Source organism: Petrotoga olearia DSM 13574 (assembly GCF_002895525.1).
GTDB classification, from domain to species: domain Bacteria; phylum Thermotogota; class Thermotogae; order Petrotogales; family Petrotogaceae; genus Petrotoga; species Petrotoga olearia.
In genome coordinates this window covers 1-22,749 of sequence record NZ_AZRL01000007.1, presented here as the reverse complement: position 1 = coordinate 22,749, position 22,749 = coordinate 1, and the positions used below count along the sequence as shown (strand labels likewise).

Here is a 22,749-nt window from a genome sequence, read left to right as displayed (position 1 = left end):
TACACTTTTCATTTAGTAAGTGCAATTACTTCTAATCAACTATAAATACTGTTAATTGAATTTGGAATTTAGGTAAAAAGTGTATATACTAACAATGAGAGATGATTCACTTATTAAAATTTATGAAGGAAGTGATTAAAAGTGGATACACTTTTAAAAAAAGTAGAACTTCCAAACGGTGAAACTATGGGATATAGATACAAACAAGGTGGAGAAAAGACTTTGCTTTTGGTTCACGGAAATATGACTTCCTCAAAGCATTGGGATGTTTTTATGGAAGCTTTTGATTTAGATTACACTATTTACGCGCCCGATCTAAGAGGATTTGGCATCTCAACTTATAACACTCCTATCGATTCTCTTGATGATTTTATGGAAGATTTAAAATTATTCGTAGATGAATTGGGCTTGTCAAAATTTGATCTTATGGGTTGGTCAACGGGTGGAGGAGTTTGCATGATTTTCGCTGCGAATTATCCACGTTATGTTGACAAATTAATACTGTTGGAATCTGTTGGAACAAGAGGTTATCCTATATTGAAAAAAGATGAAAAAGGTAAGCCTATAAAAGACGAATTTTTGAAGACAAAAGAAGAGATAGCTCAAGATCCTGTTCAGGTCGTTCCCATTTTGAATGCATATAACAATAAAGACAAAGATTTTCTTAAAGTAGTTTGGGAATCAACCATATACACACACAATAAGCCCGAACCCCAAAAATACGAAGAATATTTGGATGATATGTTAACTCAGAGGAATTTGGTTGATGTAGATTATGCTCTGGCAACTTTTAATATAAGTGAAGATTATAACGGGATAAAGCAAGGTGACGGAAGAGCTAAAAATATAAAATGCCCTACTTTGATATTGTGGGGAGAGAATGATTTGGTAGTTCCAGAAAAAATGGCTCTTGATATACTAAACGATATAGGAGAAAAAGCCAAACTAGTTTATCTAAAAAATTGTGGGCACTCTCCGATAATAGACGATCTAGATCAATTGATAAAAGTTATAAAAAATTTTTTAATTGTGTGAGAACTGATTCATATGTTATATTCTGATACTTAAAAATACAATGATTTCCAAAAATAATACTTTGATTTTGAAAAGGGGTACAGTGTAAAGGTGAGATAAAGCAAGTTTTAGAGTTTCTGAAGACAGTAAATATTAGATTTGAAAGGAGGAACTGATATGAATGTAGGAATAATGGGGTTAGGGGTTTACATACCTGATAATTACATCTATGCCGAAGAAATAGCCAAGAAAACTAATATTCCACAATGGGTAATAGAAGAAAAATTTGGTATTTTAAAAAAACCCATTCCTGGTCCTGAGGACACAACAAGTTATATGGGTATTCAAGCGGCTAAAGAAGCTATCAAAGACGCAGGTATAGATCCAAATGATATAGATTTAGTCATATGGAATGGTGGTCAACACAAAGATTATCCATGTTGGCTTGCTAGCTTAAAAGTTGCCCACGAGGTTGGAGCCACTCGGGCATGGGGATTTGATATGGAGGCAATGTGTGGATCGATGATGGTTGGAATGGAGACAGCCAAATCCCTTATGATGAATAATGACAGTTTGAATACCGTATTACTTGTAAGTGGTTACAGAAATGGTGATTTGATCAATTATGAAGTTCCAGAAACCTCTTTTATGTTCGATCTTGGAGCAGGAGGGGCAGCTTTAATATTAAGGAAAAATTTAAATAAGAATTTGATTTTATCATCCGCTTTTAGAGGAGATGGCTCTTTTTCAGAGCAATGTGTAATAGAAGTAGGAGGAACTAAAAAATGGCCTATGAAACCAGAAGATGCTAATAAGTATTACTTTACAGTAAGAGATTCCGAAAAATTCAAAGCAAATTTGAATGAAAAAACCATGCCTAACTTTTATGGAGTAATCAGAGATTCCTTAAAAAAGTCCGGATATAGTGAGAAAGATATGGGATATCTAGCCATTCTTCACTTTAAAAGATCTGCTCATAAGGCTGTTTTAGAAGAATTGGGCTTGAAGGAGGAACAAACAACTTATCTTGAAAATTACGGTCATCTTGGACAAAACGACCAGGTGTTATCTATGAAATTGGCTTTAAAGGAAGGAAAAATCAACTCTGGAGACATCGTTGTTATGGTAGGAGCCGGTATAGGTTTTGTTTGGGCTGCAACCACAGTAAAGTGGGGTTAAATAGAAAAATATCGCTAAAGTGAGGTGGAGTATTAATGGATAGAATGAAAGACAAAGTTTGTGTAGTTACAGGAGGAGGCAGAGGGATAGGGAAAAGTATCGTTGAGAAATTTGCTGAAGAAGGAGCAAAGATTGTTTTTGCTTTAGACATGAATCAAGAAATTCTTTCTCAGTTACAGAATCAATTAGTAGAAAATGTGAGAGGTTATCTGCTGGATGTAACCGATAGGCCTGCTATAGAAGAATTCGTTGAAAAAGTAAAAGAAGAGTTTGGAAGAATCGATGTATTAGTGAACAATGCAGGTATAACCAAGGACGCTTTAATAGGTAGGATGCAAGAAGAAGATTGGGATAAGGTCATCGAAGTAAATTTGAAAGGCGTCTTCAATATGACACAGTTTGTCTCAAATCTTATGTTAGAAAATGGAAAAGGAAGTATCGTAAATATATCTTCAATCGTAGGAGAAAGAGGGAATGTTGGACAAACCAACTATGCAGCTTCAAAAGGTGGAGTTATATCTATGACATATACTTGGGCTAAGGAATTTGCAAGAAAAGGTGCGAATATTAGGGTTAACGCTGTCGCTCCTGGGTTCATTAAGACCCCAATGACAGAAAAAATTCCTGAAAAAGTATTAGAAAGCATAAAATCAAAGATAACTTTAGGAAGAATGGGAGAACCTGAAGAAGTGGCGAATGCAGTATTATTTTTAGCTTCTGATGAAGCTTCTTATGTGACTGGTCATGTTTTTGATGTAAACGGGGGAACTACTCTATAACCATTTTTTGAATGTTATAGATACTTTAGAAATAAAATGGTTTTTTAAAGGGTTATAGAATGAAGCTCTTCCCTATCCTGTTGAGTCATTTAATGGACCAAGAAGCGTTGAAGCAAGTTTTAGAATTTCTGAATGTAGTTTGAATTTTTGATTTAGGAGGTACTTTCAAAATGTGGAAAGAAAAATATAAGCAAAAATTAATGTCAATTGATGATGCAATATTAAGCCTGCCGAAAAGAGTTTCGGTGGTTGTGAGCATGGCAGCAGCTGAAGGCCAAGGCTTTTTGAAAAATGTTCATAAATTTAAAGATCATTTTGAAAAAATAAAAGTAATAACTTGTTTAGATATGGGATATTATGAATTCTTTTTAAACAAAGAGTATGAAGGTACTTTCGAGTTACAAACATGGTTCTATGCCGAACCTACGAGAAAATCCAAGCATGAAGATAAATTAAAGATATTAGATTATATACCCAATAATCTTCATATGGCTGGGTTAGACAAGGTTATGGCTGAAAAAGAGGAAGGAAATACCTTGGTGTTTTGGGGAACTTCCACTCCTATGAGAGAAAAAACTGGATACTTTAATTTAGGTATCTCTAATGTGTATGAAAAAGATTTAGCAGAAAATGCTGATATAGTTGTAATGGAAGTCAATGAAAAAATGCCATATGTGCACGGGGACACTGAATGGCATATAAACAATGTAAATGTTGTTGTTGAGTCTAATTGGGAGATTCCTGAAATACCTATCTCAGAACCTAAAGAAGAAGAAAAAAAGATTGCTCAGTACATAGCAGATATCATAGAGGACGGTTCGACCTTACAGATAGGGATAGGTGGGATCCCCAATGCAGTAGCAAAACTACTTGAAACAAAAAAAGATTTAGGCATTCATACTGAAATGCTTACTGAATCAATGATAGATCTCTTTGAAAAGGGCGTAATAACCAATATGAGAAAGTCTCTTTGGAAGGGGAAATTTGTAATAGCTTTTGCTCTAGGAACAAAGAGAATGTATGAATTCATTGACGATAATCCTGGTATTTTTGAGCTCAGGGGGAGATTTGTTAATGATCCTTATGTGGTTTGTCAGAACGACAATATGGTAAGTTTAAACACAGCGATTTCATTAGATCTGACGGGACAAGTTGTTTCAGAAGCAATAGGCACAAAACAGTTTTCTGGAACAGGAGGCCAGTTAGACACTCATAGAGGAGCTATAAAAAGCAGAAATGGGAAAGGTATCATCGCCCTACGATCCACGGCAAAAAAAGGAAGCATTTCAACGATAGTACCTATGCTTCCACAGGGAGCTCCAATTACTGTTCCAAGACAGGATTTGGATTATGTGGTAACAGAATGGGGAATAGCTCACTTGAGGGGTAGAAGTGCAGGTGAAAGGGCTAAGAAGTTAATATCAATATCTCATCCAGACTTTAGAAAAGAATTAGAGCAGGAAGCTATAAAGATGGGGTTGATATAGTACTTAATAGTAATTAGACTATACAGGAGGTAGAAACAATGAATAAAGTTTATATAATATCTGCAAAAAGAACGGCCATTGGTACTTTCGGCGGGACCTTAAAAGATGTTCCTGCAACCAAATTGGGAGCGGAAGTTGTGAAAGGAGTTCTAAAAGAAGCTCAAGTAAATCCTGAAAATGTTGATGAAGTAATTGTTGGGAATGTTTTGATGGCAGGTCAAGGTATGGGTCCGGGAAGACAAGTCTCCATGTATGCAGGGATTCCAGAAGACAAGCCCGGCTACGCAGTTAATATGTTATGTGGAAGCGGTATGAAAAGCATAATGATCGGGGCTACAGATATTAAAACAGGTGACGCTGATCTTGTTGTGGCTGTGGGGATGGAAAGCATGTCAAACGTTCCTTACCTTTTGCCATCTATGACTAGATTTGGAAATAAATTTGGATCATTTGAAGTTCAAGATCATATGATATTAGACGGGCTCACAGATGTTTTTAATAACTATCATATGGGAGTAACTGCAGAAAACGTCGCCAAAAAACATAATATTTCTCGTGAAGAACAAGACGATTTTGCTTATACGAGTCAAATGAGAGCTAAAGATGCTATAGAATCCGGAAAATTTAAAGATGAAATAATACCAATTGAAGTAAAAAGAAAAAAGGAAACCGTTCTTTTTGACCAAGACGAGCATCCGAGATTTGATGTAACGAAAGAAAAACTTGCCAAACTTAAACCTGCATTTGTAAAAGAAGGAACCGTAACAGCTGGGAATGCTTCTGGAATAAACGATGGTGCAAGTGTTATTTTATTAGCCTCAGAAAGGGCTGTAGAAAAATATGGGTTAAAACCAATAGCAGAATTAGTTGGTTATAATCAGGCGGCTGTAGACCCTGCATACATGGGCTTAGGTCCAGTTCCGGCAGTAAAAGGACTTTTAGAAAAGATCAAAATGGATATAACAGATATGGAATTAATCGAACTAAACGAAGCGTTTGCTGCCCAATCTTTAGGGGTTATAACAGAGTTAGGAGATATTTATGGAAAATCTAAAAGCTGGTTCCTTGAAAGAACCAATGTGAATGGTGGAGCAATTGCTTTGGGTCATCCTATTGGAGCATCGGGGAATAGGATAGTTGTTACACTTCTTTACGAAATGAAAAAAAGAAATAGCGAATTTGGGCTAGCATCACTTTGTATCGGTGGAGGTATGGGAACGGCTTTAGTGGTAAAAAATATATGGAGGTGAGGAAGGTGAAAAGAAGCATAGGTTTGGCCTTTTTTTTGGTTGTCATATTTTCGTTTGCTATGGCAGTAGATCCTATCAAAATCGGCGCTGTAAATCCTTTAGGAGATATAACTGGCGACCAAAGTACAAAGGCAATGAGATTGGCTGTTAAAGAGATTAACGACGCTGGTGGAGTTTTGGGTAGACCGTTGGAACTTATAGTTATAGACTCAGAGTTAAATCCAGCGAAAGGTGCTGCAGCAATCGAGAGATTAGCAACCGTTGAAAAAGTAGATTTTTTCGTTGGTGGAATGGCTAGTGGTGTACATTTAGCGCAAGTGCCTATTCTTAAAAAATACCAAAAGATTACTGTTTGGGCAGGAGCAGCTTCCCATCAAGCTGAAATAGCTATGGGTCCAGATGCAGATTGGTATTTCCACATTCATCCTTGGGATTATCAACAAGGAGAAGGTTATGGAATAGGTTGGAGAGAAATAGTTCAGGCATATCCAAATGTTGATATTAAAAAAATCTTTTTGGCGTATGAAGAAGGAGCATTTGGCACTGACTCATATACAGCTTATTTAGATCTTTATGAGTTAGCAAAGAAAGGTGAAGGTCCATGGCAAGGAATTATGGATGAATTTAAAGGAGCTTCATTTAAGAGTGCAGCCCTCGGAGGGGGAGATTATAGGGCAATGTTAAATCAAGCAAAGGCTTTTGATCCGGACCTATTCGTTTGGGCAGGATACGACGCTGATGCCATACCAATTGTAGCGCAGGCAAAAGAAGTGAATTTCGCTCCTGACTTGTTAGTAGGAGCTCCTCCAGGTTGGCCAGCAGACTTTGGGAAAAATCCTTTAGCAGAGAACGTGATTCTTTATGGTATGTGGGCTCCGACTTTAAATGATGTAAGTCCTGTAGCTAAACATTTTTATGATGCTTACGTGGAAATGTGGAAAGAAGAACCTGCAACCTACTTCGCTCCTCTTGGATATACTAATATTTATTTTTTAGTTGAGGGGATAAAAAAAGCAGGTAGCCTGGATAAAGAAGCTATCATTTCTGCATTGAGAACCATTGAATATGAATCTCCGTTGGGCGAAGTGTTGAAAATTGAACCAAGCAGAATAATAACAAATCAAGGATTCAAATATCAGAAAATTTTGCAATGGCAAAATGGTAGACAAGAAGTTATTTGGCCTTTAGACCTTGCAACGGCAACTTTAGCGTATCCTTTCGCTTTTGGAAAATAGTAAAGTTAAATTTTTGGAGCAAGGGGGTTGGAAGGTATTCCTTCCCCCTTTCATTTAAAAAAACGGTGGTGATTATGTTGAATTTTCTGAATTTTCGACTTAACAAAACATTTTTAATTTTTCTCGTTTTTTTGGTGGTTATTGCTATTTGGAAGCCCATACCTTTGATCTATGGCCTTCAACGCGGTGGTTTATATTCTTTAATCGGTTTACCTTTGGCTTTAATATTAGGAATCGTTGGTATATTAAACTTAGCTCATGGAGATTTTTTGACTTTAGGTTTATATATAGGTTATATTTTTTTCACTCAATTAGGGTTAGACCCACTTATTTCCGTGTTTCCATTATTTATTTTAATGTTTTTATTGGCAATAGGGATTTATCAGATTTCAATAAAATACGTGTTAAAAGCAGGAGAACTGAACCAACTGTTATTAACGTTTGGGATATCTATGGTAATTATAGAGCTTATAAAAATAATTTGGACTACACGCCCAAGAAATATTTATACTCCCTATGCTTCTTCATCTATAACTATAGCAAACTTCTCTATTGGTATTTATGAATTTATTTATCCAATAGTGGCGATTGGAGTGCTTGTCTTTCTTCAGCTTTTTTTGAAAAAGACTCTTTTAGGACAAGCAACCAGGGCGGTTGGACAAAACCCAAAAGGAGCTGAAATTGTAGGTATAGATACTAACAAAGTATATCTTATCGTTTTTGCTATTGCTTTTGGAATTATTGGAATTGCTGCAGGGATAATGTTGCCAAGGACATCCATATTTCCCTTGTCAGGGAATGCATATACTTTAAAGGCCTTTGCTTTAGCAGCTATGGCAGGCTTGGGTAATTTAAACGGCATTTTAATTGGTGGGATCACTTTAGGGGTAGTAGAGGCAGTTGTTCAATCAATTCCTGGATACAGTGGATGGTCAGATTTAGTTTTTTTTGGAGTATTAATTATCGTAATATTAATTAGAGCATACAGGGGGTCAGAGTCATGAAAAAAATCTTAACTCCTTTAATAGCGGTTATAGCAACAGGACTATTAATATTTTTGCCTTTCTATACTGGAGCGTATTTTCTACATGTAGTTATGACTATTTTAATATATATGACGTTATCTTTGAGCTGGGATATGATGTTGAGAACGGGTCAATTATCCTTTGGAGTAGCTGGTTTTTTTGGGGTAGGTGCTTATGTATCGATAGTTTCCTTTTCAAATTTTGGAATTAATCCTATATTTAGCATATTTCTTGCAGGGGGTTTTATTGCACTAATAGCTTTGGCATTAGGATTTGTCGTTCTTAAATTGAGAGGAATTTATTTTGCAATCACCACTTTAGCCTTGACAACGGTTTTTTCCGTTATTATCAGGAATACTCCCCGTTTAACCGGTGGAGCAAGTGGGAAGGTTATACCTAATGTAATATTTCAAGGAGATTCATCAAAGATATATTGGTTGATATTGGCCTTAGCTCTATCGACAATTTTAATTTCTGAAATATTTAGTCGAACAAGGGTTCATTTTGCCATCAACTCAATAAGGACAGATGAAGTTGTGGCTAAATCGACTGGTATTAATATTTTTAAATATCTGATAATTATCTTTATTATAACAGCAGCTATTCAAGGGGTAACTGGGGCCGTGTACTCTCAACAATACGGATTTGTTTCTCCCGAAACAACCTTTTCTTTAGATTTTCTCTTATTACCTATGGCAATGGCACTTGTTGGAGGAATATATTCTACATGGGGCCCTGTTATTGGAGCAATCGTTTTAGGGTTTGCATCTGAATATTTAAAATTAATCATGCCCTATGGTCATCTTATAATTTATGGAATAATCATAATTCTTATAATATTGTTCTTACCAAAGGGAATATTTGGATCTTTAAAAAGTAAAATACAATCTAGTAAGTAGCAAATGTTGTATCGCTACTATATACTACCCAATCTTTCTCTAAAGTTTCATTTGTTTAGTGGCATCGTTAGATATTAGGCCAGTTGAGATCGATGTGGGGGGGTAAAACGAGCTTTAGAGTTTCTAAAGATAGTTTAGTGCCTTATTAAGGAGGGGAACATGATGCAAATAGTATCTACAAAAAAATTAGTGAAAAAATTTGGAGGATTAGTAGCTGTAAATGACGTTACGATGGGTATAGAAGAAAAAGAAATTTTAGGTATTATTGGACCGAATGGTGCTGGGAAAACCACTTTTGTTAATTTAATAGCTGGTATGTATTATCCCACTGAAGGTGAGATCACATTTGACAATCAGAACATTGAAAAATATCCACCTCATATTCGAGCAAGAATGGGGCTCTCAAGAACTTTTCAAGTTGTAAGGCCATTGCAAGGGTTTACAGGTTTAGAAAATATTATGGTTGGTGCGTTGTTTGGGGATGGAGAGAACTTAAAACGCGCAAGGGAAACCGCAAATGAAATATGTGATCTTTTAGAACTGGAAAATAGGAACCAATCTATAGATAAATTAACTGTTCTTGACTTAAAAAAAGTGGAAATAGGGAGGGCTTTAGCCTCCAAACCAAAAGTTTTATTTTTAGATGAAGTAATGGCTGGGTTAAATTCTGATGAGACCTGGCAAATGATTGACTTGGTGAAAAAGCTTAGAGAAAGTGGAATAACGATAGCCGTAATTGAACATGTAATGGGGGTAATAAAAGAGTTAACAGACAGAGTGGTAGTTTTAGAATCTGGAAAAATTATAGCAGAAGGGGTCTATCAGGAAGTTTCAAAAGATCCCAAAGTTGTATCCGCGTACTTAGGGGAGGAAGACTGATGCTTGAAATCAAAAATTTGAATTTAAAATATGGAAGAATACAGGTAATCTGGGATTTGACAATGTCAATTTATAATAATGAAGCTGTAGGCATTTTTGGACCCAATGGGGCCGGTAAAACTACATTAATCAGCTCAATCGTTGGTTTAATAAAACCAGAAAAAGGAGATCTCATTTTTGAAGGAAATTCCTTAATTGGATTTAAAACTCATGAAATAATAAGAAAAGGGATTTCCCTGGTTCCCCAGGAAAGAGAATTATTTCCTTTTATGACAGTAGAGGAAAATTTAAAATTAGGAGCTGCCTATGTGCCAAATGCAAGGAATAGAATAAGTGAAAATTTGGATTTTGTCTTTGAAATTTTTCCAATATTAAAAGAAAGAATTCATCAGTTAGCTGGCACTATGAGTGGTGGTCAACAAAGAATGTTGGCTATTGGAAGGGCATTAATGGCAAATCCTAAATTACTAATTCTTGATGAACCTTCATTGGGATTACAGCCTTCTCTTGTTATAGAATTGTTTCAAAAATTAGTAGAGATTAAGAAATCTGGGGTATCGATAATGTTGGCAGAACAGAACGTAAAACAAGGGCTAAAAGTTATTGATAGAGGTTACGTGCTAGAAAACGGGAAGATTGTTATGGAAGATATTGGCCAGAATCTTGCTAACAGCCCACACATTCAAAAATCTTATCTTGGGGTGTAAATACTTAAAAATAATAGTTTAAGAAGGGATTGATATGTTTTTTAAAAGTATTGGAAGTAAGATAATTTTGATTATAATAATTACTTTTCTTTTTTTCAGTTTATCTATTTCATACAACATATATTCTTTAATCAATTCTAATAACGCTTTAGAGGAATACAAACTTATGGCCGATCACGTTAATTCTTTCTCACAAGCTGAATTCAACTTTTTTCAAGCTACAATTAGCTTAAAAGATTACACTGATAGTTTTGAAGAACAGAAGGCCGATGAGTTTTTAAGTTATATAGGAAGTGTCAAAGACGATTTATCTACTCTTTCAACGTATAACTTAGAAGAGGTACAGTCGAATTTTACTAATTACGAATCCCTTTTCAATAAATTAGTTACTTTAAACCAAGGGAAAAATAATCTTATAGATGAATTTTTAAATCATGGATATGAATTAGAGAATAATATCAATGTTTTTATCGACTTAATACAAAAAGTTGGTGGTTCTTCCTCTTTGTCTATATATTCTCAAAGAATTTTGCAGTACAAGAACACAATTATTGATTTGTCTACACAATATTTCACAAGTTTATCTGAGGGAGATATGAATAATGTAATTAAGGAGTTCGAAAATTTAGACTTGCAACTTTCTACTTTAGGATATAGCATAATAAATCAGGAACTAAATAATGCTTTTTCAGAACTGTTGGAGATCGTTACTTCATTCAAAAACACCTTTAACCAAATAGTCACAGCGATAGAATCCCAAGAGCCCATAATCGAGCAGATGGAACAAGCAAGGGTAGAGATACTGAACCTATTAGATGAACAAAGAATGGAATTAAAGGTTCAACAAGACACATTAGGTCCATCCCTCATAGAAGAAAACAACAGAGCAATAGCATTGACAATTATCTTAACCGTAATTGCCTTTGTAGTATCAATAATAATGGTCATCTATCTAATAAGAAGTATAACGAAACCACTGTTAGAGTTCAAAAACAAGATAAACCAATTCAAAGAAGGAGACCTAACGGTAAACTTTGAAAGTAAAAGCAAAGACGAAATAGGGCAGATGGCCAACGCTCTATCAGAAATGAGTAAAGAACTAAGAAAATCCATGGGCTCAATAATGCAAGCATCAAACAAAGTAGAAAATGCATCAGAAAGTCTAACGCAATCATCACAAGAAAGCAGAAAAAGCTCAGAAGAACTCAAAAACCAAATGGACAAGATACAAACAAACGCTGAAGAAACGGCAGGAAACGTAGAAGAAGTAACCTCAGGGGTAGACGAAGTAGCAAGGGCGGCACAAGGAGTATCCCAAGACGCGCAAAAGCTAAGTGAAGAAGCAGATGAAACAAGTAAAGCTGCAGAAGAAGGAAGCAAAACGATAGAAAGTATAAGTCAAGCTGTGAAAGAAGCGGTAGAAAGGGCAAAAGAAAGCCAAAAAGAAGTAGAAACACTTGCAAGCAATGCCAAGAACGTACAAAGTATAGTAGAAACAATAAACTCAATAACTGAACAAACGAACCTGCTAGCGCTGAACGCAGCGATAGAAGCAGCAAGGGCAGGGGAAGCAGGAAGAGGATTTGCAGTAGTAGCGGATGAAATAAGGAAGTTAGCGGAAGAATCAAGAAATGCAACGGATGAAATATCCCAAATACTAACCAACATAACGCAAGGAACGAACAAAGTAAACGAATCGACGAACAAGGTAGTAGGAACGATAGGAGAAATAAACGAAAAGATGGTGAATGTACAACAAAGTTTCAACAGGATAAAAGAAAGGATAGAAAGGATGGACCAAGGTATAGAAAACATGACGGCAAGTGCAGAAGAACAAAGTGCAAGTGCGCAAGAGATGAGCACAGCGATGGACAGGGTAGCGAAAGCGGTAACACAGATAAGTGAACAACTAGAAAGATCAAGAAATGTAATAGACGAACAAGTAAACCAAGCTGTAGGAATAAACGAAGAAGCGAAAGAGTTGAGTGATTTAGCCACAGAGTTAAAAGGGTTGGTTGAAAGTTTTAAGATATAAAATTTTGCTGCTTTATGCAAAAGTGTTCTTTATAATGTCTTAGAAATAATTTCCATATTCTCATTTGCGTAACTTTTGCTGTTTTATGCAAAAAACTTTGAATTTGAATTTGGGGTCTTTAAGGGGATTACCCCTTAACGTTTGGGTGAATGGACGCTAAAACAAGTTTTAGAGTTTCAAAAGACAGTAGCTGAAAATATAAATAGGAGGATTTCAAATGAAAATACTAGTGATCAACTCTGGAAGTTCATCCTTAAAATATCAAGTATTAGAAATGGAAAAAGAAGACTGTCTGGTTAAAGGGTTGGTTGAAAGGATAGGAGAAGAAGAGTCAGATATAGAGCAAGAAAGTAAAGAAAAAGAGTACAAAAACATAACCAAGATAAAAGACCATGAAGAAGCGTTAAAAAAAGCTATAGAATTGATAACTGATACTGAATATGGGTGTTTGAAAGAATTAGGAGAGATAGATGCGGTTGGACACAGAGTTGTACATGGAGGAGAAAAGTTTTTCTCTTCTGTATTGATAGATGAAGAAGTTATTAGAGCTATAGAAGAAAACTCTGATCTTGCACCTTTACATAATCCTCCCAATTTGATGGGCATAAGAGCTGCCAAAAAATTATTACCCAAAGTACCCCAAGTAGCGGTATTTGACACAGCATTTCATCATTCGATGCCAGAAAAGGCGTACATGTATGGGTTACCTTACGAACTCTACCAAAAGCACAAGATAAGACGTTACGGATTTCATGGGACCAGTCACAGGTATGTATCTCAAAAAGCTTCTGAGATATTAAGAAAAGATATAAAAGAATTAAAGATGATAACTGCACATTTGGGTAATGGTGCATCATTAGCTGCGATTGACAGAGGGAAAGTAGTTGACACATCGATGGGATTCACGCCTTTGGAAGGATTGATAATGGGCACAAGAAGTGGAGATATAGATCCAGGGATAGTTCTTTTCCTTACAAGAAATGGTTACAGTGTAGATGAAGTAGACGATTTATTGAACAAAAGAAGTGGTGTCTATGGTTTAAGTGAAATGAGCAACGACATGAGAGACATCAGAAAAGGAATAGAAAATGGGGATAAAAAGGCAAAGTTGGCATACGATGTGTATGTATATCGTTTAGCAAAATACATAGGAAGTTATATAACCATACTAAAAGGATTAGATGCATTTATATTCACAGCGGGTGTGGGAGAAAATGACGAACATGTAAGAATGGATGTCTGTGATTATTTAGACATCTTTGGAGTTAAAATTGATAAAGAAAAAAATACTTTGTTGAATAGAAAAGAAGGGATTATCTCAACTTCAGACTCTGATGTAGATGTACTGATAGTAAAAACTAACGAAGAATTAATGATAGCTCAGGATACTAAAATAACAGTTAAAAAGTTTCAAAATGCGGCTAAAGAGGTTAAGGTGTAGCAAAGAAGGTGTGGTTTTTAGAAAATTTAACTTTATCAAGAGAGGTGAGAAAGGTGAAAAGATTTATTGGTATGGTTTTTGTGGTTTTGCTGTTAGTTTCAGCATTTTCGGAAGTAGGAGTAACTGATGATAAGATCTTAGTAGGTACTTTTCAAGCTATGTCGGGGCCTGTTGCACCTATAGGAAGACCTATGGCGCAAGGCATGCAAGCTTATTTTAATTACATCAACGACAACGGCGGTATCTATGGAAGAAAGATTGAGTTAATAGTAGCTGATGATCAGTTCAACCCTGCTAGAACGGTTGTAGAAGTTAGAAGAATGGTTGAGCAAGATGGTGTTTTTTCTATCGTTGGAGGACTTGGTACCCCAGGTATTTTAGCTGTACAAAATTATCTGAATAATGGAGGCGTTCCCTTTGTTTATCAAGGTGGGGGCTCTATAGAATTCAGTCTTCCACCAAGAAAGTATATTTTCCCAGTTCAACCTAATTACATAGTAGAAGGGAACATAGCAATGAACTATTTGGTAGAAAAGGGACATGAAAGAATAGCAATCGTTTATAGAAATGCAGAAGATGGTCAAGAGTTCAGTGAATCAGCGGTAGGTACATTAAAAGCCTTGGGCATGGAACCCGTTGCAAACATTGCAGTGGATCCTTTTAAAAGTGATTTTACATCTGAAGTAACACGTTTGCTATCTGCTAGACCCGATGCCGTAGCTGTTATGCTGTTTCTTCCTCAATCTGTCGGTTTTGTACGCCAAGCCAAACAATTCGGTATGACCAATCAAAGATATCTTTTGACGTATTCAAATGCCGATGAGAGTTATCTACAATTAGCTCAAGAAGCAGGAGATGGTGTTGAGGTAATGGCCTGGGTTGCCGTAAACTTTACAAACCCTGAGGAACCTGCTATAAAAATATGGCAAGAATACTATGAAGGTATTCCTAACGCCTATGCTATCGCCGGTATGATAGCTGCAGAAGTTTTCGTTGAGGGTGTTAAAAGGGCAGGTCCTGATTTGACTAGAGAAAAGTTAGTTTCCGCTTTGGAGACTTTAGACAATTGGAAAGGTAATTACATCACCCTTGGTGACGAAAATCATGGTTTGAGTTATAAGCCTGTTTCTGCAGGTTTTGATTCCAGAATGGGAATGACTTCTATGTATGTTCTAAAATCTGTTTTAACTGAACAAGGTTTAGTTTGGGATTTCGCTTCAAGTTGGATACATTATTCTGTTGAATCATTGTTAGAAGTTTTATAAATAATTATAAGGGGGGTGTTTCCCCCTTATAATCTATAAACACAAATTTGAGGTGAAAAAATGCTTGAAGTCAAAAACGTTACTGTAGCTTTTGGTGGTTTAAAGGCAGTTAACGATTTCTCTATGACAATAAGTCAAGGAAAGATCCATGCTCTTATCGGTCCTAATGGAGCTGGAAAAACAACTTTGTTCAATACGATTACCAGGATAGTGAATCCCCATAAAGGAGATATTTTATTCAAAGGTAAATCTCTTTTAAAATTAAATACCCACGACATAATATATAGAGGCATATCGAGAACTTTTCAAAACTTACAACTTTTTCAGGCTATGAACGTTTTTGAAAACATTTATAGTGGATTAATACACAAATATAATGACTCACTTTTCTCTGTGTTTTCTAAATCAAAATCGAATTTTGATAAAGAAGTAAGAGATAAGGTTTTAGAAGTAGCTGAGATGTTTGATATAAAAAATAGACTTACTTCTTATCCTTCTCAGCTCACATATGGGATGTTAAAAAGAGTTGAAATGGCTAGAGCAGTTATTTCTGATCCAGATCTTCTCTTGTTGGATGAACCTGCAGCAGGTTTAAATTATTATGAAACTGAGGAGATAAAAAGTATTATACAAATGGTCAATAAAAGAGGGAAGACGATATTGTTGGTGGAACATGATATGAATGTAGTAATGAATGTTTCTGATTTAGTAACTGTTATGAATTTTGGGAAGAAGATTGCCGAAGGAACTCCTGAAGATGTAGCAAATAACGAAGAGGTTGTGAAAGTGTATTTGGGGGAAGACGAAAATGCTTGAAGTTGAAAATTTGGAAGTTAATTATGGTCATGTAAAAGCAGTAAAAAAAATTTCTTTTTCCGTGAATAAAGGTGAAATAGTTACCATTTTAGGTTCTAACGGAGCTGGTAAAACTTCCACGCTTTTTGGAATTTTGAACATAGTTAAATCTAAGGGTAAAGTGATTTTTGAGGGTGAAGATGTAAGTAATAAAAGTACTGTTTATATGGTAAAGAAAGGGATTGTGTTATGTCCTGAAAATAGAAGAATCTTTTCTAATTTATCTGTCGAAGAAAATTTAAAAATGGGGACGTACTTAAGGGGAGAATATTCGAAAAATTCTAAATATGTCTACGATCTTTTCCCTGTTTTAAATGAGAGAAAAAAGCAGAAAGCAGGTTCTTTATCAGGAGGAGAACAACAGATGCTGGCATTGGGCAGAGCCCTTATGGCCTCTCCAAAGTTGTTGATGTTAGATGAACCTTCATTGGGGTTGGCGCCAATAATAATTGATGAAATATATAGTGTATTAAAAACTTTAAAAGAATCTAATATTCCGATTTTGCTTGTGGAACAAAACGCAATAAAATCATTAAAAATAAGTGATAGAACCTACATATTAGAAAATGGTTATGTCGCACATCAAGGAGTATCCAAGGAAATGTTGAAGGATGAGAGGTTAAAAAAGTCATATTTGGGGAAATAAGAAAGGGGCGATTGAATTGCAAATACTCCAAAGCATAATTTCAGGGATTCCACAAGGAGCATTGTATGGTCTCACCGCCTTTGGAATAGCTTTGATTTTTAGGACCACCGAAGTTCTAAACTTTGCTCATGGAAATTCAGGTATGTTGGGAACTTATATTGGGCTTACTGTTTATTTGGTGAGCGGTAATATTATTTTATCTATAATTGCAGCAGTATTTTCGGGATTCCTTATTGGTATGGTTATTGAGCGATTTTTAATGAGACCTTTGAAACATTTGTCTCACGGTGCGATGCTTATGGTTACATTAGGGTTATTGATGGTAATTGAAGGTTTGGTCGTGTTGATTTGGGGAACGGATTACTTTTCTTATCCAGAATTATTTTCAGGAAAGCCTTTTATCTTATTTTTGGAAAATGGGATACTAGTTATGCCTACAAACGATGTTGTGATTACTATAATTTCTATTGCTGTAATGCTACTTTTAGCTATATTTTTGAAGTATAATAAGTTAGGTATAGCTATTAGATCCCGTTCTCAAGATGAGATCGGTTCACTTGTATGTGGGATAGATATTAACCGTGTGGATGCTATCGTGTGGAGTATTGGGATAGCCACGGTTAGTTTGGTTGGAATACTCGCAGCTCCAAAAACTTACATACATCCCAGTATGCTGATAAATATGCAATTGTATGGTATTACAGCAGGTGTACTTGGAGGTTTTTCAAATCTATTTGGTGTTATTATAGGTGGCCTGATTTTAGGGGTAATAGAAAAGTTAGTTGGGGTTTATATATCACCTGATTATCAATTATCTATTATTCTTGTGTTGATTATATTAGTTTTGTTATTTAAACCTTCTGGTTTATTTGGTAAAGATTTTGAAGGGAGAGTGTGAGAATAATGAAAACTGCATTATATACGTTAATAATTGGTTCTCTCCTGGGTCTAATATTTATTTCCAAATCGTTTTTATTGTTAGTGTTTTCTAATATAATTATCTTTGCAATCGCAGCTTTAGGTTTAAATGTAATATTTGGATACACAGGTCAGATCTCGATAGGACATGCTGCCTTTATGGCTATTGGAGCCTACACAAGCGCATTTTTTACAATGAGTTTAAATATGCCTATATTTTTAAATTTAATTTTCGTTATTCTTTTTTCCGTTTTGTTTGGAATGGTAATAGCATTACCAGCAATGAGACTGAAGGGTTTTTATTTAGCTATAGCAACTATGGCGTTTGGAATAGCGGTACAGGAGATAATTGCCTCAATGGATATATTTGGCGGAAGAACTGGAATGAGGGATATTCCTGCTTTTTTTGATTCTGATTTTAATACATATTTTCTGAATTTGATTTTTTATAGTCTTTTGATTTATATAACAAGTTTAATAGTAAAATCTCCTACAGGAAAGAGATTCAATATGGTACGTGATAGTGAATTGGCTGCCAGGGCGTTCGGGGTGAAGATTGCTAAAGCAAAATTACAAGCCTTTATTATCAGTTCTATATACAGCGGAATAGCAGGTTTTTTATATGCTCATACACTAGGATATATATCCCCCGCAGATTTTGGTTTGAACGTATCGTTGAATCTTTTAGCGATGGTTATTATTGGAGGAGTTGCTTCATTAAATGGAGGATTGATTGGTTCTGTTATAATTACAGGTATGCCGTTTTTATTTTCACGAAGCAATTTTCCTATGACTATAATCGTGGGGGGCTTGCTGATAATATTTGTTTTATTCTTTCCTCGCGGTCTTTCTTATGGGTTGAAAATGTTGTATTTCAGATATTTTGAAATTCCTGTTGTGTGGATCATAAAAAAATTTGGGAAGAATAAGAAAAAAGAGGGAAGTTATGTTAACGTTGATGGTGTAAAATTATATTATGAAGTAAGTGGTGAAGGCAACCCTGTTGTTATGATTCATGGTAATTATGCCTCTCACAGATGGTTTGAGAAAGTGAAAAACATTGAAGGTTTTAAGGTCTATACCCCAGATTTGCCAAATTTTGGTCACTCTGATCGAGTGAAAGAAATTCAAATAGATACTTATGCCGAATATATCAAAAGATTTATGGATGTTTTAGAGTTGAATAAGGTTGTTTTAGTTGGTCATTCTTTGGGTGGAGCTGTAGCTATGTCTATAGCCTTTAGATATCCAGAAAAAGTAGAAAAATTAATACTTGTTGATTCCCCTTCGTTAAAGGGTTTGAAGACGCCAGAAGAAAATTATTATGTTCTAAATTTGTTAAAAAACAATAGAACTCTTCTGAAAAATTCTTTAAAAGCGATGATTCCCTCTTCATCAGATAGAAAATTACTAAATCATCTGACTAATGATGCACTTTTGATGAACCCAAAATGTTTTACTGAAAATGCAAGGGCTTTGGAAAATTATAATTATGAAGAGACATCAAAAAATTATAGGGGAGAAGTATTATTCATTCTTGGGGAAAAAGATACGTTGATAACTAAAAATATGGCTAATGAAGTTGTTCAAAGTACAAATGGGAAACTAGAAATCATTCCTGACGTTGGACATTCGATTATAATAGAAGAACCAACGACATTTATAGATATTTTTAAAAATTTTACATTGGGAAAAAATTAAAAAACGAAGGAGATAACGTTGAATAGAGCAAAAAATAAATCTTCTATAAAATTGATGGCAGCAGCCAGGGACCTGTTTTCTGAAGAATGGTATGAAACAGTATCCGTTGTGGAAATCTGCAGGAGAGCCGGGTTATCTAATGGAATATTTTACAGGTATTTTAAGAACAAAGAGGACATATTTCTTAAATTATTAAACGAAATTGTAATTTATTATGAAGAAGGTTTTTCTACAATTTCTGGTAAAAGTTTCGAAGACAGGATGGATTCGTTCTTAGATACCATTGTTAAATCTGGAGTGGGAGACTACAAAAAAGATATCTTAATTTATCGAGAAGGGCAATATCGATATCCCAAATACGAGCAACGCTTGAGAGATTTATACGGCAAGGGAGTTTCTTTGGTTTTACTGCGTGAAACGAGTCAAGCGGAACAATTATTTATTTCAGGTATTGCAAGGTTTGTTATTATAAGGTATATTTTTAATGGTTTAAGTTATGACAAAACAAAAATTAAAAAGATTATTACTGACGGGATTTTTTACGATGAAATAAAAAACTATTCTTTGATATTTGATGATGAAGATGTGATTTGTCCCGATATTCCCGAAGACGAATCCGCCAGAACTAAATTATTATCTTCCGGTATTGAACTATTTGGTACGAAGGGATATTATAAAACAGATATTCACGATATCACAAGAAATGCTGGTTATTCAGTAGGGACATTTTATCTTTATTTTGAAAGCAAAGAAGCTTTTCTAGAGGAGATAGTTAAAATAATTGGTAAAATGACAAGAAGGTTCCTTACTATCAATCAAAAAAAACAATTAAATAGGGCAGAAAACGAGTTAAGGGGTATTTATCTCTTTTTAAAATATTTTGAGAGTAATTCTGAATACTATAAAATCGTAAGAGAATCCGAGTTTATTGTAAAAAAGGCAGCAAATGATTATTATGACAGATTTGAAAAGGGTTATGTTGAGAATCTTGAACGAATAAAAATAGAAGATAAAAAGATGTTAGCAAACAGTCTAATGGGGATAAGCCATTACACAGGGATAGATAAAATTTTTTTGAATAGAATTAAAGATATAAAATCAGTCTTGAAAGAATTATCAATTTACCTTACATATGGAATACATATTTAAAAAGGAGTGAGAGATGAATGTATTTGGAGGATCCAGGTATCTATTATGAAATTTATGGAAAAGGAAGGCCGGTAATTATATTAAACGGTATTATGATGAGTACCTCAAGTTGGAGGGCCCATATAGAGAGGTGGCAAAAAAAATTCCAAGTTATTACGTATGATACTCGAGATCAAGGAAAATCCGCAAGAATTACCGACAAACCTTATACTATAGAAGTTCATGTCGAAGATTTGAAAAAATTGGTTGATCATTTAGGATTAAAAAAAGTTAATTTAATGGGGGTTTCCTACGGGGCACAAATTGCAGAATTGTTTACTTTAAAGTATCCTGAGATGATCGATAAATTGCTTCTTTCAAATGCAACCGATCATATAGATAACTATCTAAAGTCCATAGGTCAAGCATGGAAAGTTGCAGCAGAACTTTATGATGGCGAAAAGTTTTTTGACATTTCCCTCCCTTATATATATTCTCGTCCATTTTATAACAACAATTACGAATGGCTGATGAATAGAAGAAAGATATTTAAAGAAACCTTAACTAAAGACTGGTTTGATGGCTTTGTGAGACTTGCATCGTCTAACGAAACATTTGATATTAGAAATGAAATATCGAACATCACGGCTAAAACTCTTTTCATTTCTGGCGAAGAAGATATTATAACCCCCAAAAGTCACATAATAGAAATGAGTAAAAAAGTAAAAAATTCATTGCTAGCAAACTTAGAAAACACCGGCCATGCGCTATTTTTTGAAAAATTTGAAGAATTTTGTTTGCTAGTAGAAGCCTTTTTTAATAATGATTAAAATAATTAAAACTTGAACCTATTCCCCTTATTCTAGACTAAAAATTTGACATAATCGTTTTTAAAAACTATTCTTCTGAAATGGCAATAAGGGGCTTTTCCCGTTTTTTCATAATAGTTTTGATGGTAATCCTCTGCTCTGTAAAATTCTGAAGCTTTAGTTATTTTAGTTACGACTTTTAAACCTCTATTGATCAACTCGTCTTTTACTTTTTCCGCGATTGCTTTTTGTTCCTCATTTATGTAAAATATTTCGCTTCTATATTGCTCTCCAATGTCGGGCCCCTGACCATTTTCTTGGCTAAAGTCATGAATTTCAAAAAAATATCTGACTAATGATTCGTAGCTTACTATGTTTGGGTCGTAGACAATTAAAACAGATTCTGCATGACCTGTTTTTCCGCTACAAACCTGTTCATAAGAAGGGTTTTCAACAAAACCACCTGTATAACCACTGACTACGTCGATGACACCTGCAAGCTTTTTAAACATGTATTCTACTCCCCAAAAACAGCCCGCTGCAAAGATGGCTGTATCTGTTGGTATTTTGCTCATTTTAATCACTCCTCATTTTCTATGCTTCACATATATAAGTTATTGCTAAAAGAGCTTCAAAAATCACGCGATAATTGTCGCTGCTTATTTTTACTTTTCTTCCATCAATTCTTTCTGTTAATGGCATAGATTCAACCATATCAGCTTTTGAAGTGTCAGAAAATTCAACAATCATCTCGATGGATGAGTTGAATGTGTAGACATCAAAATATTCTTTGTTTTTATCAATCATTTCTTTAGTTGCGCTTTTAATTTCTTCCAGTAGTAGCTTCATAGGTTTAAACTCTGCAGAGTATCTACCTAAAGATCTTTTGGTTTCTATGTAGTATAAACTCTTAAAATATGGGCTCAGTTGGTTTTTGAGTTTATCATCCCCGACAACCATTGCCAATGGAACACTAAAACTACCCCCGTATGCAGCGTTAATTAATGTTTCATTCATTTCTAATCCGTTGATCCAAATATTATGAATAGAAGAACTTGAATAAGTATGATCCATAGTCGAGTATCTCTCTCCTACTCCAGCATGGTAACCAAAAAAGATCATCCTATTGAAAGATTCATCTATGCCGGTCATCATATAATATTTTCTTATCCCACCACTGATTAATTTTACGTTTGGAAATTCTTCTGTAATTTCCCAAGGAATGTTGTTCCCTTCAGCATGGGAATCAGATAAGGTGATTTCATGGTCTTTTAACTCTTCTAGCAACGCTTTTAACTGCTTAACAGCATATGTTTGTTTGTAATCTTTGTTGTTTCTTGTGACATCATTCCATTGTGCGATACCCCCAAGCCCTTCGAAGTCAAATGAAATGTATATTTTTATAATAATCATCTCCTCATTGATAATTCTCAATGTCTTTAGAACCTATAAAACTATATATAGCGCCCCTTACCCCGCTCCCCACCCATAAGGATA

General features: G+C 34.9%; 20 protein-coding genes and 1 pseudogene. 19 read left to right on the top strand and 2 right to left on the bottom strand.

Features of this window, described 5'->3' with window-relative positions:
• Window positions 1-141: 141 nt before the first annotated feature.
• The 19 genes from phaZ to X929_RS03540 all read left to right on the top strand — a co-directional run bounded on the left by phaZ (window position 142) and on the right by X929_RS03540 (window position 21,273).
• The gene (phaZ, locus tag X929_RS03630) at window positions 142-1,035 is read left to right on the top strand and encodes an intracellular short-chain-length polyhydroxyalkanoate depolymerase (protein WP_211286730.1); all 894 of its coding nucleotides are present in this window, start codon (window positions 142-144) and stop codon (window positions 1,033-1,035) included.
• A 156-nt stretch (window positions 1,036-1,191) separates the two neighbouring features.
• Entirely contained in the window at window positions 1,192-2,193 is a 1,002-nt protein-coding gene (locus X929_RS03625) for a 3-oxoacyl-ACP synthase (RefSeq protein WP_103066684.1), read from the top strand.
• 35 nt (window positions 2,194-2,228) lie between these two features.
• Entirely contained in the window at window positions 2,229-2,972 is a 744-nt protein-coding gene (gene fabG / locus X929_RS03620) for a 3-oxoacyl-[acyl-carrier-protein] reductase (RefSeq protein ID WP_103066683.1), read from the top strand.
• A gap of 170 nt (window positions 2,973-3,142) precedes the next feature.
• Window positions 3,143-4,459, top strand: a complete 1,317-nt coding sequence (locus X929_RS03615) for an acetyl-CoA hydrolase/transferase family protein (RefSeq protein WP_103066682.1) — start codon at window positions 3,143-3,145, stop codon at window positions 4,457-4,459.
• Window positions 4,460-4,497: 38 nt separating this feature from the next.
• A complete protein-coding gene (locus X929_RS03610) occupies window positions 4,498-5,709 on the top strand; it encodes an acetyl-CoA C-acetyltransferase (protein ID WP_103066681.1) in 1,212 nt (403 codons plus the stop codon).
• A gap of 5 nt (window positions 5,710-5,714) precedes the next feature.
• Window positions 5,715-6,944: an ABC transporter substrate-binding protein gene (locus X929_RS03605; protein WP_103066680.1), complete on the top strand. Its 1,230-nt coding sequence runs from the start codon at window positions 5,715-5,717 to the stop codon at window positions 6,942-6,944.
• A 74-nt stretch (window positions 6,945-7,018) separates the two neighbouring features.
• Window positions 7,019-7,948, top strand: a complete 930-nt coding sequence (locus X929_RS03600; protein WP_103066679.1) for a branched-chain amino acid ABC transporter permease — start codon at window positions 7,019-7,021, stop codon at window positions 7,946-7,948.
• Complete coding sequence (locus tag X929_RS03595; RefSeq protein ID WP_103066678.1) at window positions 7,945-8,868, top strand: branched-chain amino acid ABC transporter permease; 924 nt, start codon at window positions 7,945-7,947, stop codon at window positions 8,866-8,868. The genes X929_RS03600 and X929_RS03595 overlap by 4 nt, the downstream gene beginning before the upstream one ends.
• Before the next feature lie 162 nt (window positions 8,869-9,030).
• Window positions 9,031-9,747 (top strand): ABC transporter ATP-binding protein, encoded by a 717-nt coding sequence (locus X929_RS03590; RefSeq protein ID WP_103066677.1) that lies wholly within the window; start codon window positions 9,031-9,033, stop codon window positions 9,745-9,747.
• Complete coding sequence (locus X929_RS03585; RefSeq protein WP_103066676.1) at window positions 9,747-10,454, top strand: ABC transporter ATP-binding protein; 708 nt, start codon at window positions 9,747-9,749, stop codon at window positions 10,452-10,454. The genes X929_RS03590 and X929_RS03585 overlap by 1 nt, the downstream gene beginning before the upstream one ends.
• A 34-nt stretch (window positions 10,455-10,488) precedes the next feature.
• Complete coding sequence (locus tag X929_RS03580; protein ID WP_103066675.1) at window positions 10,489-12,489, top strand: methyl-accepting chemotaxis protein; 2,001 nt, start codon at window positions 10,489-10,491, stop codon at window positions 12,487-12,489.
• A gap of 217 nt (window positions 12,490-12,706) precedes the next feature.
• Entirely contained in the window at window positions 12,707-13,930 is a 1,224-nt protein-coding gene (locus X929_RS03575; protein WP_103066674.1) for an acetate kinase, read from the top strand.
• Between the two features lie 53 nt (window positions 13,931-13,983).
• The gene (locus tag X929_RS03570) at window positions 13,984-15,195 is read left to right on the top strand and encodes an ABC transporter substrate-binding protein (protein WP_146255771.1); all 1,212 of its coding nucleotides are present in this window, start codon (window positions 13,984-13,986) and stop codon (window positions 15,193-15,195) included.
• Window positions 15,196-15,255: 60 nt separating this feature from the next.
• Window positions 15,256-16,011 carry an ABC transporter ATP-binding protein gene (locus tag X929_RS03565; RefSeq protein ID WP_103066672.1) on the top strand — a complete coding sequence of 252 codons (756 nt, stop codon included), beginning with the start codon at window positions 15,256-15,258 and terminating at the stop codon, window positions 16,009-16,011.
• Window positions 16,004-16,696, top strand: a complete 693-nt coding sequence (locus X929_RS03560; RefSeq protein WP_103066671.1) for an ABC transporter ATP-binding protein — start codon at window positions 16,004-16,006, stop codon at window positions 16,694-16,696. The genes X929_RS03565 and X929_RS03560 overlap by 8 nt, the downstream gene beginning before the upstream one ends.
• A gap of 16 nt (window positions 16,697-16,712) precedes the next feature.
• Complete coding sequence (locus X929_RS03555; protein WP_169924949.1) at window positions 16,713-17,594, top strand: branched-chain amino acid ABC transporter permease; 882 nt, start codon at window positions 16,713-16,715, stop codon at window positions 17,592-17,594.
• A gap of 5 nt (window positions 17,595-17,599) precedes the next feature.
• Window positions 17,600-19,315, top strand: a complete 1,716-nt coding sequence (locus tag X929_RS03550) for an alpha/beta fold hydrolase (protein WP_103066669.1) — start codon at window positions 17,600-17,602, stop codon at window positions 19,313-19,315.
• Between the two features lie 18 nt (window positions 19,316-19,333).
• Window positions 19,334-20,464, top strand: coding sequence for a TetR/AcrR family transcriptional regulator (locus tag X929_RS03545; protein ID WP_103066668.1), 1,131 nt, complete (start codon window positions 19,334-19,336; stop codon window positions 20,462-20,464).
• A gap of 17 nt (window positions 20,465-20,481) precedes the next feature.
• Window positions 20,482-21,273 carry an alpha/beta fold hydrolase gene (locus X929_RS03540; RefSeq protein ID WP_103066667.1) on the top strand — a complete coding sequence of 264 codons (792 nt, stop codon included), beginning with the start codon at window positions 20,482-20,484 and terminating at the stop codon, window positions 21,271-21,273.
• A 32-nt stretch (window positions 21,274-21,305) separates the two neighbouring features.
• On the opposite strand, the pseudogene msrA reads toward X929_RS03540, so the two are convergent.
• Both msrA and X929_RS03530 read right to left on the bottom strand, forming a co-directional pair.
• Window positions 21,306-21,809: pseudogene (gene msrA / locus X929_RS03535) on the bottom strand (peptide-methionine (S)-S-oxide reductase MsrA); the annotation flags it as partial.
• A 37-nt stretch (window positions 21,810-21,846) separates the two neighbouring features.
• Window positions 21,847-22,665, bottom strand: coding sequence for a M55 family metallopeptidase (locus tag X929_RS03530; RefSeq protein ID WP_211286729.1), 819 nt, complete (start codon window positions 22,663-22,665; stop codon window positions 21,847-21,849).
• Window positions 22,666-22,749 lie beyond the last annotated feature (84 nt).